Raw genomic sequence first — 13265 nt, 5'->3', positions numbered from 1 at the left:
GGTTCCTGTGACAATCAGGGCCATGGAAAGCAGCAACGCCCCCGGCGGCGCAGGCGGGGGCCGCCGCGAGGCGACCCGGCAGAAACTCTACGAAGCGGCCGTCACCCTCATCGCGGAGCAGGGGTTCTCCGCCACCACGGTGGACGAGATCGCCGAGCGCGCCGGTGTCGCCAAGGGCACGGTCTACTACAACTTCGCGAGCAAGTCGGTCCTCTTCGAGGAGCTGCTGCGGCACGGCGTGGGACTCCTCACGGCCTCCCTCCGGGAGGCGGCCGAGCGGACCGCGAAGGAGGGCGGCGGCAGGGTCGACTCCCTCGACGCGATGATCCGGGCCGGGCTCGTCTTCATCGACCGCTACCCGTCCTTCACCCAGCTCTACGTGGCCGAACTGTGGCGCACCAACCGGGCCTGGCAGTCCACGCTGATGGTCGTCCGGCAGGAGGCGGTCGCGGTCGTCGAGGACGTGCTCCGCGAGGGCGTCGAGGGGGGCGAGCTGAGCGACGAGATCGATGTCGGGCTGACGGCGTCGGCCCTGGTCGGCATGGTCCTGGTGGCGGCCCTGGACTGGAAGGCCTTCCAGCCGGAACGCTCCCTGGACGACGTCCACGCGGCGCTGTCCCGGCTGCTCCAGGGCCGGGTGAGCGGGAACCGCTAGCTGGGCCGGGCGCGCACGAGAGCGCCGGTCCGAACTGGCCGCGTCCCCCCCGCGGGCCACCTCGAACCGGCGCTTCCCCGTTCCCCCGTCTCCCCCGTGCCTCGCTCCCGCCGACTCCCGTCGACGGAAGGAGCGGTGGGAGCGCGAACCGTTCCGCCGCCCCGTGTCGGCGGTACCGGAGCCGCGCCCCTTCCCGTGCCTCCACCTTCTCGTTCGCGCAGGTCGGAGGCCATCCGCGCGCGTACTCATCTCACCGCCTGAGTACGGGTACTCAGCCCTGCGCACTCAGCCCCAGGGCACGCTGTTGCCGACTGGTGACGATCGCGCCCGCCCTCGTACTCCCCTGGACGGCGGCGCAGCCGCCGAAATGGGGGCGCGGGGAACCGCGCGACCAGCCACGACCGCCCCGCGGTCGCCAGGCAACCGCGCCCCGGGCTCTCCCACGAACCGAGATGTCGGCGGCGGCCGATAAAGTCCCTGGCATGGCAAGAATCGCGGTGATCGGCGCCGGGCTGGGCGCCATGGCAACCGCCGCCCGGCTGGCCGTCGCGGGCCACCGAGTGGTGGTGTACGAGAGCACGGCGACCTACGGCGGAGCCGTGGGTCACTACGAGCGCGACGGCTTCGCGTTCGACACCGGCCCGGGACTGCTCCCCCTGCCCGCCGTCTATCGCGACCTCTTCCTCAAGACCGGCAAGGAGCCGCTGGAGAAGTGCGTCGACCTGGTCCAGGTCGACCCGGCGGCCCGGCACGTCTTCGCGGACGGCACGGACCTGTCGCTGCCGAACGCCTCCCGCGCGGGCGTGGTCACGGCTCTGAACACCGCCCTCGGCTCGGGCGCCGGCGACCGCTGGGGCGACTTCCTGGTACGCGCCCGCGAGGCCTGGGACCGCACCCGGCGCCCCCTCCTGGAGGAGCCGCTGTGGCCCGACTGGAAGGTCCTCGCCGAGCGCGAGCCGTACCCCGCCGTGCCCCACAAGCGCCTCCTGCGCACCCGCCGCGCCCGCACCCTCGCCGAGGTCGGCGCCTGGGAGCTGCGCGACCCCCGGCTGACGGCCCTGCTGGAGAGCCACGCCCTCACCTACGGCCTGGACCCGAGGAGCATCCCGGCGAGCGCGGCGGTCCTGCCGTACATGGAGCACGCCTTCGGGACGTGGTACGTCCGGGGCGGCATACGGGAGTTGGCGCGGGCGCTGTACGAGCGGTGCCTGGCCCGGAAGGTCGAGTTCGTCTTCGGCGCCGAGGTCACGGGGATCGTCGTCAGGGACGGCCGGGCGGCCGGTGTGGAGGTCCTGGCCGAGGTGGACACCGGGGACCGGGCGGTGACGGAAGCGGACCACGTGGTCGCCGGCATCGATCCGGTACGGCTCAACGGCCTGACGGAGCACGGTGTACAGGGTGACGGCGACGTACGGCCGGACCTGGAGTCGCCGCGGTCCGGCCGGCTGACCGTGCTGCTGGCCCTGCGCGGCGCCCGCGAGGCCGGCGCGGCGCACCGCACCGTCGTGCACGCGCCCGACCGGAGTGCCGAGCTGGACTTCCTGAGCCACCTGCGCGACACCGACGACCCGGTGCCGCTCACGGTGACCGTGCTGCGGCCCGACGACCCGGCGCTGCGCCCGGACGAGGAGCACGAGTCCGTGGTCGTCTCGGCCGCGGTGCCGACCGAGATCGACTGGGTGGCGGGCGATGTGGCCGAGCGGTGCGCGGAGTCGCTCGTCACCGCCGCCGAGGCCGCCGTGCCCGGTCTGCGGGAGCGGCTGCTCTGGCGCGAGGTGCGCACCCCGGTCGACACGGCCCGGGAGACGGGTGCCGAGCGCGGAGCCGTACCCGCACCGGCGCTCGCCGCGGCCGACGGCCGCTTCCTGCACCCGTCCAACGCGACCCGGCTCCCGGGGCTGTATCTGGTCGGCGGCTGGTCCCACCCCGGCGGCGGCCTCCCGCACGCCGGGATGTCGGGCGCGCTGGTGGCCGGACTGATCGTGGAGGGACCGGACTTCCGCGGCTCGCAGTGAGGCTCACCACGGTGGGCTGCCCAAAGGGCCTGGTGGTCCTTCAGAAACGGTACTGCTGCTCGTCGTAGCCGTTGTTCCCGCTGTTGCCGGTCTCCTGGTGCGGGTACGACTGCTCTGGCGGGTGGTTCGTGCCGAACGGGTCGAACGCGTCGTCGGTGTTGCGCTGCTGCGGGACCCAGACACCGCCGGGCGGGGTCTCGCCGCCGTAGCCGCCGTTGCCGTACTGGTCCTGGCCGTAGCCCTGTTGACCGTATCCCTGCTGGCCGTAGGACTGGTCGTACGAGGCGGTGGCGTCGTACGTCTGCGTGCCGATGTACGGGTCGGAGTAGGCGGCGTACTGCTGCTGGGCCTGGTCGTAGCCGTAGCCCTGCTGGTCGTAGCCGTAGTAGGCGAAGGCCTCGTCCTGCGCGGACTGGCCGGCGGTCGCGTAGGGCTGCTCGGGGGCGCCCGCGTAGGCGTTGTCGTCGCCGTAGACGCCGTACGAGCTGGTGTCGTCGGGCATGGGCTCCGGGGAGTACACGGTGGTCGCCCCGGCCGCGGCGGGCGTGGACCGGGGGCGGACGAACACGTCGTCGTCGCGGTCGTCGTCGAGCGGGTCCTCGCCCTGGTGGTACGTTCCCGCAGCCGTGGCCTCCAGGTCGGTGACCTCCAGGGTCGGGTCCTGGCGCTCCGGCTCGCCGCGCCGCCGCTTCTTGCCGGCCTTGCCGATCTTGGCGCTCTTGCCGTCGTCCTCGCCCTCGCCGGGACGCGGACGGACGGCCCAGCCGGCCTCGAAGCCGCGGCGGAACGACAGCGTCACATAGGTCTGCCCGACCGCGAACCCGATCGCGCCCAGCGCGATGACGATCACGTTGGGGATCAGCACACCGAGGACGACACCGAGGAAGCCGGCGAAGGCGAGCAGCCGCCAGCGCAGCCGGGCCTTGTACTGCAGCAGCACCTCACCCAGCAGCCACAACGCGACGACGCCGAACGCGATGTAGAGGACCGTCCAGCCCATGTACGCCCCTCTCCCGGTGGCCGCTACGCAGTGTGTCGTACGCGAGTGCGACCGGTCTAGGCCCGAGGTGAAAGGTGCGGGCCCAGGTTCTCGTAGATTTCCAGAGTCGCGGTGGAGTTGTTCAGGGTGATGAAGTGAAGTCCGGGGACTCCTTCGTCCAGCAGCCTGGCGCAGAACTCCGTGGCGAACTCGATACCAATGGAGCGTACAGCGACCGGATCCGCTTTGGCTGTGACGATCCGCTCTTTCAGGGCGTTCGGGATGGCGGCGTTGCTGAGTTGGGGCAACCGCTCCAGCATCTTCACGCTGGTGACGGGCATGACCTCGGGAATGACAGGGGTTTCACAACCGGCCTTCGCGACGGCGTCCCTCAGACGCAGGTACGAGTCCGGGTGGAAGAACATCTGCGTGATCGCGTAGTCGGCGCCGGCCCGGCACTTGTCGACGAAGTGCGCGACGTCGCTGTCCCAGTCCGGGGAGCGCGGGTGCATCTCCGGGAAGGCCGCGACACCTACGCAGAAGTCCCCCGACTCCTTGATGAGCCGGACGAGTTCGGCGGCGTACGTCAGGCCCTGCGGATGCGGTACCCACTCGGCCATGGGGTCGCCGGGCGGGTCGCCGCGGACCGCGAGCATGTTACGGATCCCGGCGTCCGCGTACTGGCCGATGATGTTGCGCAGCTCGGCGACGGAGTGGCTGACCGCGGTGAGGTGGGCGACCGGCGTGAGGGTGGTGTCGGCGGCGATCTGCTCGGTCGCCTTGACCGTGCCGGCCCGGGTGGAGCCGCCGGCGCCGTACGTCACGGAGACGAAGCTGGGGGCGACCGCCTCGATCCTGCGGAGGGCGTTCCACAGGTTCCGCTCGCCCTTCTCCGTCTTGGGCGCCCAGAACTCGAAGGAGTACGTGGTCTTGCCCGTGGCGAGCATGTCGCGCACGGTCCGTGCGCGATCAGTCCTGGTGGAAGCGGTTCCTAGGGCCATACCGGCAGGTTAGTCAGGTCGGGGCCGTCCCCCAACCAGAGCAGGGCGTTTATCCCTTTTGTCGTCCTGTTGTCCACGCCTTGGACAGCCGTGAACCCGCTAGAGGGCGCGCAGGCGCTTGGTGAACTCCGCCGCCGCGGCGCCGGGGTCGTCGGCCTCCGTGATCGCCCGGACGACGACGGCCCGGCGGGCGCCCGCCTCGACGACCTCGTCGAGGTTGCCGAGGTCGATGCCGCCGATGGCGAACCAGGGGCGGTCGGTGCCGAGGGCGGCGGTGTACCGCACGAGGTCCAGGCCGGGGGCGTGGCGGCCGGGCTTGGTGGGGGTGGGCCAGCAGGGGCCCGTGCAGAAGTAGTCGACGCCCTCCTGGACGGCGGCTGCCGCGGCCTCCTGCTCGGCGTGGGTGGAGCGGCCCATGAGGACGCCGTCGCCGAGGATCGCGCGGGCGGCGGGGACCGGGAGATCCCCCTGGCCGAGGTGCAGGACGTCCGAGCCGATGGCGTGGGCGACGTCCGCGCGGTCGTTGACGGCGAGCAGCTTCCCGTGTCGGCGGCAGGCGTCCGCGAAGACCTCGAGGTGTTCCAGCTCCTCGGCGGCCTCCATGCCCTTGTCGCGCAGCTGCACGATGTCCACGCCACCGCTCAGGACCGCGTCCAGGAACTCCGGGAGGTCGCCCTGGCGGGTGCGGGCGTCCGTGCAGAGGTAGAGCCGGGCGTCGGCGAGCCGGGAGGCGGCGTCGGACATGCGTGGGTCCCCCGTTGTCGGTGCGTTTCGGTGCGTTTCGCTGTGTGTCGGTGACGTGTCGGTGCGGTGCGGTGCACGGACCGCTGCCCGATCGGGGGGCAGTCCGTACACCGCACGGGCGACTGTTCCAGGTGCTTCGGGTGCTTCAGGTGGTGCTCAAATGGTGCTCAGGTGTTCGGCTGTCTCGGATCAGACGGCGAGCGCCTGGGCACGGCGCTTCACCTCCGTGCCGCGATTCTCGCTCAGGGCCTGGGCCGGGGTGCCGGGCAGGCTGGGGTCCGGAGTGAAGAGCCACTCCAGCATCTCTTCGTCGGTGAAGCCGTCGTCCCTCAGCAGGGTCAGGGTGCCGGACAGGCCCTTGACCACCTTGTCCCCGTCGATGAAGGCGGCGGGGACGTGCAGCGCGCGGTTCTCACCACGGCGTACGGCGATGAGCTGGCCTTCCTTCACCAGCTGCCGTACGCGCGTCACCTCGACGTCGAGCATCTCTGCGATGTCGGGAAGGGTCAGCCACGCGGGGACGAGAGCATCGATCTTTGCGTCAATCTCGGTCACGTCACCAAGACTGCCATCTGCGACTGACACTGGGTAGCCGAGCCACCTCCGACGGGGGCCGACAGAGTGTCACGGCCGCTCGGAGAAGGCCGAGCGACGAGCGGGGAAAGGCCGAGCGACGAGCAGGAGCGCAGGCCGGGCCGCGTCGGGCTAGGCCGTCGCCGCCTTCAGTGGTCGCGAGGGGTCTTCCAGCCAGGCCGCGTTCATCGGGGTGCCGGCCTCGATCAGGCGGCGGCCCTGGGCCAGGTCGCGGGGGCGCCCGACGGCCAGGAGGGCGACTAGGCGGCTGTCGCGGAGCCAGCAGACGGACCAGGCGGCGCCGGTCGGGTCGCCGCGCCAGACGGTGGTGTCGGCCGAGGCGTGGTCGCCGGCGTACTGGACGAAACGGCCGAACTGCTCGGACCAGAAGTAGGGGACGGGATCGTAGGGCTCGGGGGTCTCGCCGAGGATGTTCGCGGCGACCGTGCGGGGGCCCTGGAGGGCGTTGTCCCAGTGGTGGACCAGGAGGCGCCGGCCGTACCTTCCCGAGGGGAAGGAGGCGCAGTCGCCGACCGCGTAGACGTCCGGCGCGGAGGTGCGCAGGTGGTCGTCGGCCACGACTTCGCCGTGGGCGCCCAGCTCGACGCCCGAGTCCGTCAGCCACGCAGTCGCCGGGCGCGCGCCGATGCCGACCACGACGGCCCCGGCCGAGATCCGCGTGCCGTCGTCCAGGACCACCGTCCCGGGCTCGACGCGCTCCACGCGCGCGTGGGTGCGCAGGGTGGCACCGCTGTCGGCGTACCAGGCGGCCATCGGCGCGGCCACCTCCGCCGGGAGCGCCCCCACGAGGGGCCGGTCGGCCGCCTCGACGACCGTCACCGCGCAGCCCGCCTCCCGGGCGGCCGTGGCGAACTCGGCGCCGATCCAGCCCGCGCCCACGACCACGATGTCGTGCTGCCGGGCCAGCACGGGCCGCAGCCGCTCGGCGTCGTCCAGGGTGCGCAGCAGATGTACCCCGGGCACGCCCTCAGCGCCCGGCAGCCGGATCGGTTCCGCGCCGGTCGCCAGGACGAGGAGGTCGTACGGGACGGGGCCGGTGGGCGTGTCGAGTTCGTGGTCGGCGGGGCGCAGGCCCGACACCTCGCGGCCCAGCTGGAGTTCGATGCCGAGCGCCTCGAAGTCGACGTCGAAGGCAGAGCCCTCGGCCTTGCCGAGCAGGACGGCCTTGGACAGCGGCGGCCGGTCGTACGGCTGGTGCGGCTCGGCGCCGATCAGCGTCACGTCGCCGGTGAAGCCCTGTTCGCGCAGGGCGACCGCGGTCTGCACCCCGGCCATGCCCGCGCCCACGACGACGACCCGTCGCGCGGTCCGTCCCGGTGCCTGCGTCTGCTCGCTCACCTGATCACCATAGACAACTGACGAATGGTCAGTCAGTGGTCGTGCCACGTGAACTCCTGCACACCCGCGCCGGCCTCGTCGGCCTGCTCCACCACGCTCGTCCCGCTGCCGGGCCGCGACTCCCACTCCCAGGTCTCCTCCAGGCGGACACGCCCGTCGGGCAGCTCGACCACCAGGGACGCGCAGTGCCCGGACGCGGTGGTCCCGTCGGTCCTCAGCTGCACATACCGGAAGTCCAGCCGGTCCCCCGCGCGCGTGCCCACGAGATGGCCGCGTACGACGTCGCCGCCCGCGTACTCGGCCCAGATCACGCCGTCCCTCTCGTGGTACGTGAACCGGGTGCGGGTTCCCACCTGACCTGGGGACTGGTCCGCGACGGGGACGAGGACGAGACCGTCGAGCGAGCGGGCCATCAGCGGAGGCTCCCTTACTGGGACGAACGGCGAGGGCTAAGGTGGGCCACCGTAGAGCACTCGCGGGAGCCCGGACGCACCGGGCTGAGAGGGAGGCTGGCGGCCTCCGACCGTACGAACCTGATCCGGGTCATGCCGGCGAAGGGAGGGGCTGGACGCCCATGTCGCGTACGCACACGTCAGACGTCCTCGTCGTGGGGGGCGGAATCATCGGGCTCGTCACGGCGTGGCGGGCCGCGCGGCGCGGGCTCGCCACGGCCGTGGTCGATCCCGAACCGGGCGGCGGGGCCGCGCGGGTGGCGGCCGGGATGCTCGCCGCCGTCACCGAACTGCACTACGGAGAGCAGACGCTGCTGGGGCTCAACGTGGAGTCCGCGCGCCGCTACCCGGACTTCGCGGCGGAGCTGACGGAGGCGACCGGTCTCGACCTCGGCTACCGCCGCTCCGGCACGCTCGCCGTCGCGCTCGACGCCGACGACCGCGCCCACCTGCGCGAACTGCACGCCCTGCAGCGCCGGTCGGGCCTGGAGTCGGAGTGGCTGAGCGGCCGCGACTGCCGCCGTCTGGAACCGATGCTGGCACCGGGCGTTCGCGGCGGACTGCGCGTCGACGGGGACCATCAGATCGACCCGAGGCGGCTCTCCAGGGCCCTCGTCGCGGCCTGCGAGCGCGCGGGGGTGGTGTTCCACCGGGCCTGGGCGGAGGAGCTGTCGGTGGTCCGGGAGCGGGCGGCCGGGGTCCGGACCGGCGACGGCGACCGGCTCGCCGCCGGGCAGGTCGTCCTCGCCGCGGGCAGCCTCAGCGCACGGCTCGCGGGGGTCCCGGCCGAGGTGCTGCCGCCGGTACGGCCGGTGAAGGGGCAGGTGCTGCGGCTGACCGTGCCGAAGCCCTACGCGCCCTTCCTGAGCCGGACCGTACGGGCGGTGGTCCGCGGCAGCCACGTCTACCTGGTGCCGCGCGAGAACGGCGAACTCGTCGTCGGTGCGACCAGCGAGGAGCTGGGCTGGGACACGACGGTCACCGCGGGCGGCGTCTACGAGCTGCTCCGCGACGCCCATGAACTCGTCCCCGGCATCACCGAACTCCCGCTCACCGAGACCCGCGCGGGCCTGCGCCCCGCCTCCCCCGACAACGCCCCGCTCCTCGGCCCCACCGGACTCGACGGCCTGCTCCTGGCGACGGGCCACTACCGCAACGGGGTGCTCCTCACGCCGGTCACCGGCGATGTCATGGCACATGTCCTGACCACCGGTGAACTCCCCGAGGAGGCCCGTGACTTCACTCCGCTGCGGTTCCGCGCCGGCGCCGCCCACGCACTGATGGAGCAGCCCGCGTGAGCGCCACCGGAACACTGAGCATCCTCGTCAACGGGGAGCGGCGGCAGATCGCTCCCGGCACGGCCCTCGACACGGTCGTACGGACGCTCACGCCGTCCGCCTCCGGTGTCGCCGCCGCGCTCAACGAAACCGTCGTCCCCCGCGCGCGGTGGACGACCACCGCCCTCGCCGAGGGGGACCGCGTCGAGGTCCTCACCGCCGTCCAAGGAGGCTGATCCCATGGCAGACGACCCCTTCGTCCTCGGCGGCACCACCTACTCGTCCCGCCTGATCATGGGCACCGGCGGGGCGGCCGGCCTCGACGTCCTGGAGCGCGCACTGGTGGCCTCCGGCACGGAGCTGACGACGGTGGCGATGCGCCGGGTGAACGCGTCCGTGCACGGCTCGGTCCTGTCCGTGCTGGACCGCCTGGGCATCCGGGTGCTGCCCAACACGGCCGGCTGCTTCACGGCGGGCGAGGCCGTGCTGACGGCCCGCCTCGCGCGCGAGGCGCTCGGCACCTCGCTGGTCAAGCTGGAGGTCATCGCCGACGAGCGCACGCTGCTGCCCGATCCGATCGAGCTGCTCGACGCCGCCGAGACGCTCGTCGACGACGGTTTCACCGTGCTGCCGTACACGAACGACGATCCCGTCCTCGCGCGGAGGCTGGAGGACGTGGGCTGCGCCGCGATCATGCCGCTCGGGTCGCCCATCGGGTCGGGGCTCGGCATCCGCAACCCGCACAACTTCCAGCTGATCGTCGAGCACGCGCGCGTGCCGGTGATCCTCGACGCGGGGGCCGGTACGGCGTCGGACGTCGCCCTCGCGATGGAGCTCGGGTGCGCCGGTGTCATGCTCGCCTCCGCCGTGACCCGGGCCCAGGAGCCGGTCCTGATGGCCGAGGGCATGCGGCACGCGGTGGAGGCGGGACGGCTGGCGTGGCGGGCGGGGCGGATTCCCCGGCGGTACTTCGCGCAGGCGTCGTCGCCAGGGGAGGGGATGGCGTGGCTGGATCCTGAGCGTCCGGCGTTCTGAACGGCACCTCATGGCTCGGGGGCGCGTGTGGTTCGGCGGGTGCGCAAGGGCTGTTCGCGCCGAAAAGCAAGGGGCGCAGCCCCTGCTGTTCAGGGGCGCGGGGAACTGCGCGAGCAACCACCCGCCACCCGCACCCGCCGAACGACACGCACCCCCGAACTATGGGGCGCAGAGCCTTCCCCGACTGGTCACAGGTCTGCTGCAGTCCGTCCCGTTCGGCACGGAAGTGATTCGGGTGTCGGTGGCGGCTCGTAGACTCGCGGCGTGGACACGACCCTTCAGGACCCGCTTGTCGGCCAGGTGCTCGACGGCCGGTATCGAGTCGAGGCGCGGATCGCGGTCGGCGGGATGGCCACGGTCTACCGGACCGTGGACACCCGCCTCGACCGCGTGCTCGCGCTCAAGGTGATGCATCCGACGCTGGCCGCGGACCGGACGTTCGTCGAGCGGTTCATCCGCGAGGCCAAGTCGGTGGCGCGGCTGTCGCACCCGAACGTGGTGGGGGTCTACGACCAGGGCACCGACGGCTCGTACGTCTACCTCGCGATGGAGTACGTCGCCGGCTGCACCCTGCGTGACGTGCTGCGCGAGCGCGGGGCGCTGCAGCCCCGGGCGGCGCTGGACATCCTGGAGCCGGTGCTCGCCGCCCTCGGCGCCGCGCACCGCGCCGGGTTCGTGCACCGGGACATGAAGCCGGAGAACGTGCTGATAGGGGACGACGGCCGGGTCAAGGTCGCCGACTTCGGGCTGGTCCGGGGCGTGGACACCGTCACCAGCACCACCGGCTCCGTCCTCGGCACCGTCTCCTACCTCGCCCCGGAGCAGCTGGAGCACGGCACGACCGACACCCGCGTCGACGTGTACGCGTGCGGCGTGATGCTCTACGAGATGCTCACCGGCGGCAAGCCGCACTCCGGGGACTCCCCGGCGCAGGTGCTCTACCACGCGCTGCACGACGACGTGCCGCCGCCGTCGGCGGCGGTGCCGGGGCTGTCGTACGAGCTGGACGCGCTGGTCGCCTCGGCGACGGCCCGTAATCCGGAGCTGCGGCCGTACGACGCCGTCGCGCTGCTCGCGCAGACGCTGGAGGCGCGGGCCGGGCTGAGCGCCGAGCAGCTGGACGCGGTACCGCCGCAGGCGATAGCCGGCGGCCACGCCACCGCGGAGGACCGGACGAGCGTGATCCCGCGCTCGCTGTCCGTGTCGCGGTCGGCCCCCGTCGGCCCTGACGACCAGCTGAACCGGACGAGCCGGTTCGAGTCACCTCCGCCGCCGCCCCGGCGCACCCGCAACGCCCCCGCGCCCCGGCGCGGACTGGTGGCGGTCGTCGTCGCCGTGCTGCTGGTCCTCGGCGTGGGCGGGGGCGTCTGGTACATCAACTCGGGCCAGTTCACGCAGGTCCCGGCCGTGCTGCAGCAGAGCCAGGCGGACGCCACGAAGCGTCTCGAAGGCGCCGGGCTGGGCGTCGACGTCAAGCAGGCGTTCAGTGACACCGTCAAGCGCGGCAAGGTGATCAGCACCGATCCGGCGCCCGGGGAGCGGATCCGGGACAACGACACCGTGACGGTGACGATCTCCAGGGGTCCGCAGACCGTGAAGGTGCCCGCTCTGAAGGGCTACCGGCTGGACGTCGCGAAGACCCGGCTGCAGAACGACGGACTCGAACCGGGCCTCGTGACGCGGGACTTCAGCGACGAGGTCATCAAGGGCCAGGTGATCAGCACCGAGCCCGGCTCCGGCACCGAGGTCTCCTCCGGCTCGGCCGTCCGGCTCGTGGTGAGCAGGGGCGCGCCGGTGGAGGTGCCCGAGGTGTCCGGTGCCTCGGTCGAGGACGCCACCGCCGAGCTGGAGGAGGCGGGCCTCAAGGTGGAGATCGCCTCGAAGCGGGTCAACTCCGAGTTCGACAAGGGGCTCGTGGCCGAGCAGTCGCCGGGCGTGGGCAAGCAGGTGGGCGAGGGCGACACCGTCACCCTGACGGTCTCCAAGGGCCCCGTGATGGTCGAGGTCCCGGACGTCGTGGGCGACAGCGTCGACGAGGCGACCCAGAGGCTCAAGGCCGCCGGCTTCGAGGTCGAGGAGGACCGAGGGTTTCTCGGATTCTTCGGCGACGAGGTCAAGGGCCAGTCGGTGGACGGCGGCGACACGGCGCCCAAGGGGTCCACGATCACGATCGAGATCGGCTGACGGGGTCGGCCCGGCCGTCGCCTCGAACCGGCGGCCGGGCACCGCGGGCCGCATGACACCCTGGTGCGGTGAGCACTCAGCAGTCCCCCGCCCTTCCCGACCCCGCCCCCAGCCCCTCCGGCCCGTCCCGCAACCCCGTCGGCGGGCATGTCCCCGTCGCCGGGGGTCTGAACTCCGTGGGGCTGACGTACGCCCGTGACCTGAAGGCCGAGACGGTGCAGGTCTTCGTGGCCAATCCGCGCGGCTGGGCGACTCCGGTCGGGAATCCCCGACAGGACGAGGAGTTCCGCGCGGCCTGCGCCGAGGAGTCGATCCCCGCGTACGTGCACGCGCCGTACCTGATCAACTTCGGCTCTCACACCGAGGCGACCGCGGAGAAATCCGTGGAGTCGATGCGCCACTCGCTGCGCCGGGGGCGGGAGATCGGCGCGCTCGGGGTCGTCGTGCACACGGGGAGCGCGACCGGCGGACGGGACCGGTCGGTGGCGCTGAAGCAGGTGCGGGAGTATCTGCTGCCGCTGCTGGACGAGCTGACCCATGACGACGACCCGTATCTGCTGCTGGAGTCGACGGCTGGCCAGGGGGCCTCGCTGTGCTCGCGCACCTGGGACTTCGGCCCGTACTTCGAGGCGCTGGACGCCCACCCCAAGCTGGGCGTCTGTCTGGACACCTGCCACATCTTCGCGGCCGGGCACGACCTGACCGGTCCGAACGGTATGCACCAGACCCTCGACCTGCTGGTGGACACCGTCGGCGAGGGCCGGCTGAAGCTGATCCACGCCAACGACTCCAAGGACGTGGTCGGCGCCCACAAGGACCGCCACGAGAACATCGGCGCCGGCCACATCGGCGAGGACCCGTTCCGCGCCCTGATGACCCACCCCGCCACGGCGGGCGTCCCGCTGATCATCGAGACACCGGGCGGCAAGGAGGGCCATGCGGCGGACGTGGAGCGGCTGAAGAAGCTCCGGGACGGCTGAGACGCGCGCTG

Annotated in this window: 13 protein-coding genes and 1 riboswitch; of the genes, 7 read left to right on the top strand and 6 right to left on the bottom strand. The window is 72.5% G+C overall.

All coding sequences use genetic code 11. The features are described from left to right. Nucleotides 1-22 precede the first annotated feature (22 nt). Nucleotides 23-655 carry a TetR/AcrR family transcriptional regulator gene (locus ACWD26_RS03880; protein ID WP_451265890.1) on the top strand — a complete coding sequence of 211 codons (633 nt, stop codon included), beginning with the start codon at nucleotides 23-25 and terminating at the stop codon, nucleotides 653-655. Between the two features lie 482 nt (nucleotides 656-1137). Beyond that, entirely contained in the window at nucleotides 1138-2670 is a 1533-nt protein-coding gene (locus tag ACWD26_RS03875; RefSeq protein ID WP_451265888.1) for a phytoene desaturase family protein, read from the top strand. A 40-nt stretch (nucleotides 2671-2710) separates the two neighbouring features. Here ACWD26_RS03875 and ACWD26_RS03870 read toward each other — a convergent pair whose 3' ends face one another. The 6 genes from ACWD26_RS03870 to ACWD26_RS03845 all read right to left on the bottom strand — a co-directional run bounded on the left by ACWD26_RS03870 (nucleotide 2711) and on the right by ACWD26_RS03845 (nucleotide 7739). Next, nucleotides 2711-3670 carry an SCO2102 family sporulation regulator gene (locus ACWD26_RS03870; protein ID WP_451265886.1) on the bottom strand — a complete coding sequence of 320 codons (960 nt, stop codon included), beginning with the start codon at nucleotides 3668-3670 and terminating at the stop codon, nucleotides 2711-2713. Between the two features lie 56 nt (nucleotides 3671-3726). Further along, entirely contained in the window at nucleotides 3727-4650 is a 924-nt protein-coding gene (gene metF / locus ACWD26_RS03865; protein WP_451265884.1) for a methylenetetrahydrofolate reductase [NAD(P)H], read from the bottom strand. A gap of 99 nt (nucleotides 4651-4749) precedes the next feature. Then, nucleotides 4750-5394, bottom strand: coding sequence for a thiamine phosphate synthase (gene thiE, locus ACWD26_RS03860; protein WP_451265882.1), 645 nt, complete (start codon nucleotides 5392-5394; stop codon nucleotides 4750-4752). A 189-nt stretch (nucleotides 5395-5583) separates the two neighbouring features. Next, nucleotides 5584-5949 carry a helix-turn-helix domain-containing protein gene (locus ACWD26_RS03855; protein WP_149822629.1) on the bottom strand — a complete coding sequence of 122 codons (366 nt, stop codon included), beginning with the start codon at nucleotides 5947-5949 and terminating at the stop codon, nucleotides 5584-5586. A 150-nt stretch (nucleotides 5950-6099) separates the two neighbouring features. Beyond that, nucleotides 6100-7326 (bottom strand): NAD(P)/FAD-dependent oxidoreductase, encoded by a 1227-nt coding sequence (locus ACWD26_RS03850; RefSeq protein WP_451265879.1) that lies wholly within the window; start codon nucleotides 7324-7326, stop codon nucleotides 6100-6102. 32 nt (nucleotides 7327-7358) lie between these two features. After that, complete coding sequence (locus ACWD26_RS03845; protein WP_451265877.1) at nucleotides 7359-7739, bottom strand: hypothetical protein; 381 nt, start codon at nucleotides 7737-7739, stop codon at nucleotides 7359-7361. A 52-nt stretch (nucleotides 7740-7791) separates the two neighbouring features. Next, nucleotides 7792-7903, top strand: a riboswitch (TPP riboswitch). Here ACWD26_RS03845 and thiO point away from each other — a divergent pair. The 5 genes from thiO (at nucleotide 7901) to ACWD26_RS03820 (ending at nucleotide 13254) form a co-directional block, all read left to right on the top strand. After that, nucleotides 7901-9076, top strand: a complete 1176-nt coding sequence (gene thiO / locus ACWD26_RS03840; RefSeq protein WP_451265875.1) for a glycine oxidase ThiO — start codon at nucleotides 7901-7903, stop codon at nucleotides 9074-9076. It overlaps the preceding riboswitch by 3 nt. A 14-nt stretch (nucleotides 9077-9090) precedes the next feature. Beyond that, nucleotides 9091-9291: a sulfur carrier protein ThiS gene (gene thiS / locus ACWD26_RS03835; protein ID WP_451266002.1), complete on the top strand. Its 201-nt coding sequence runs from the start codon at nucleotides 9091-9093 to the stop codon at nucleotides 9289-9291. 4 nt (nucleotides 9292-9295) lie between these two features. Beyond that, the gene (locus ACWD26_RS03830; RefSeq protein ID WP_451265873.1) at nucleotides 9296-10090 is read left to right on the top strand and encodes a thiazole synthase; all 795 of its coding nucleotides are present in this window, start codon (nucleotides 9296-9298) and stop codon (nucleotides 10088-10090) included. Nucleotides 10091-10354: 264 nt separating this feature from the next. Continuing rightward, entirely contained in the window at nucleotides 10355-12274 is a 1920-nt protein-coding gene (pknB, locus tag ACWD26_RS03825; protein WP_451265871.1) for a Stk1 family PASTA domain-containing Ser/Thr kinase, read from the top strand. Between the two features lie 68 nt (nucleotides 12275-12342). Continuing rightward, complete coding sequence (locus ACWD26_RS03820; RefSeq protein ID WP_451265869.1) at nucleotides 12343-13254, top strand: deoxyribonuclease IV; 912 nt, start codon at nucleotides 12343-12345, stop codon at nucleotides 13252-13254. Nucleotides 13255-13265 lie beyond the last annotated feature (11 nt).

The organism is Streptomyces sp. NPDC002787 (assembly GCF_053592095.1).
Note: the sequence above shows the minus strand (reverse complement) of the source record. Positions and strands in the feature narration are given on the sequence as shown.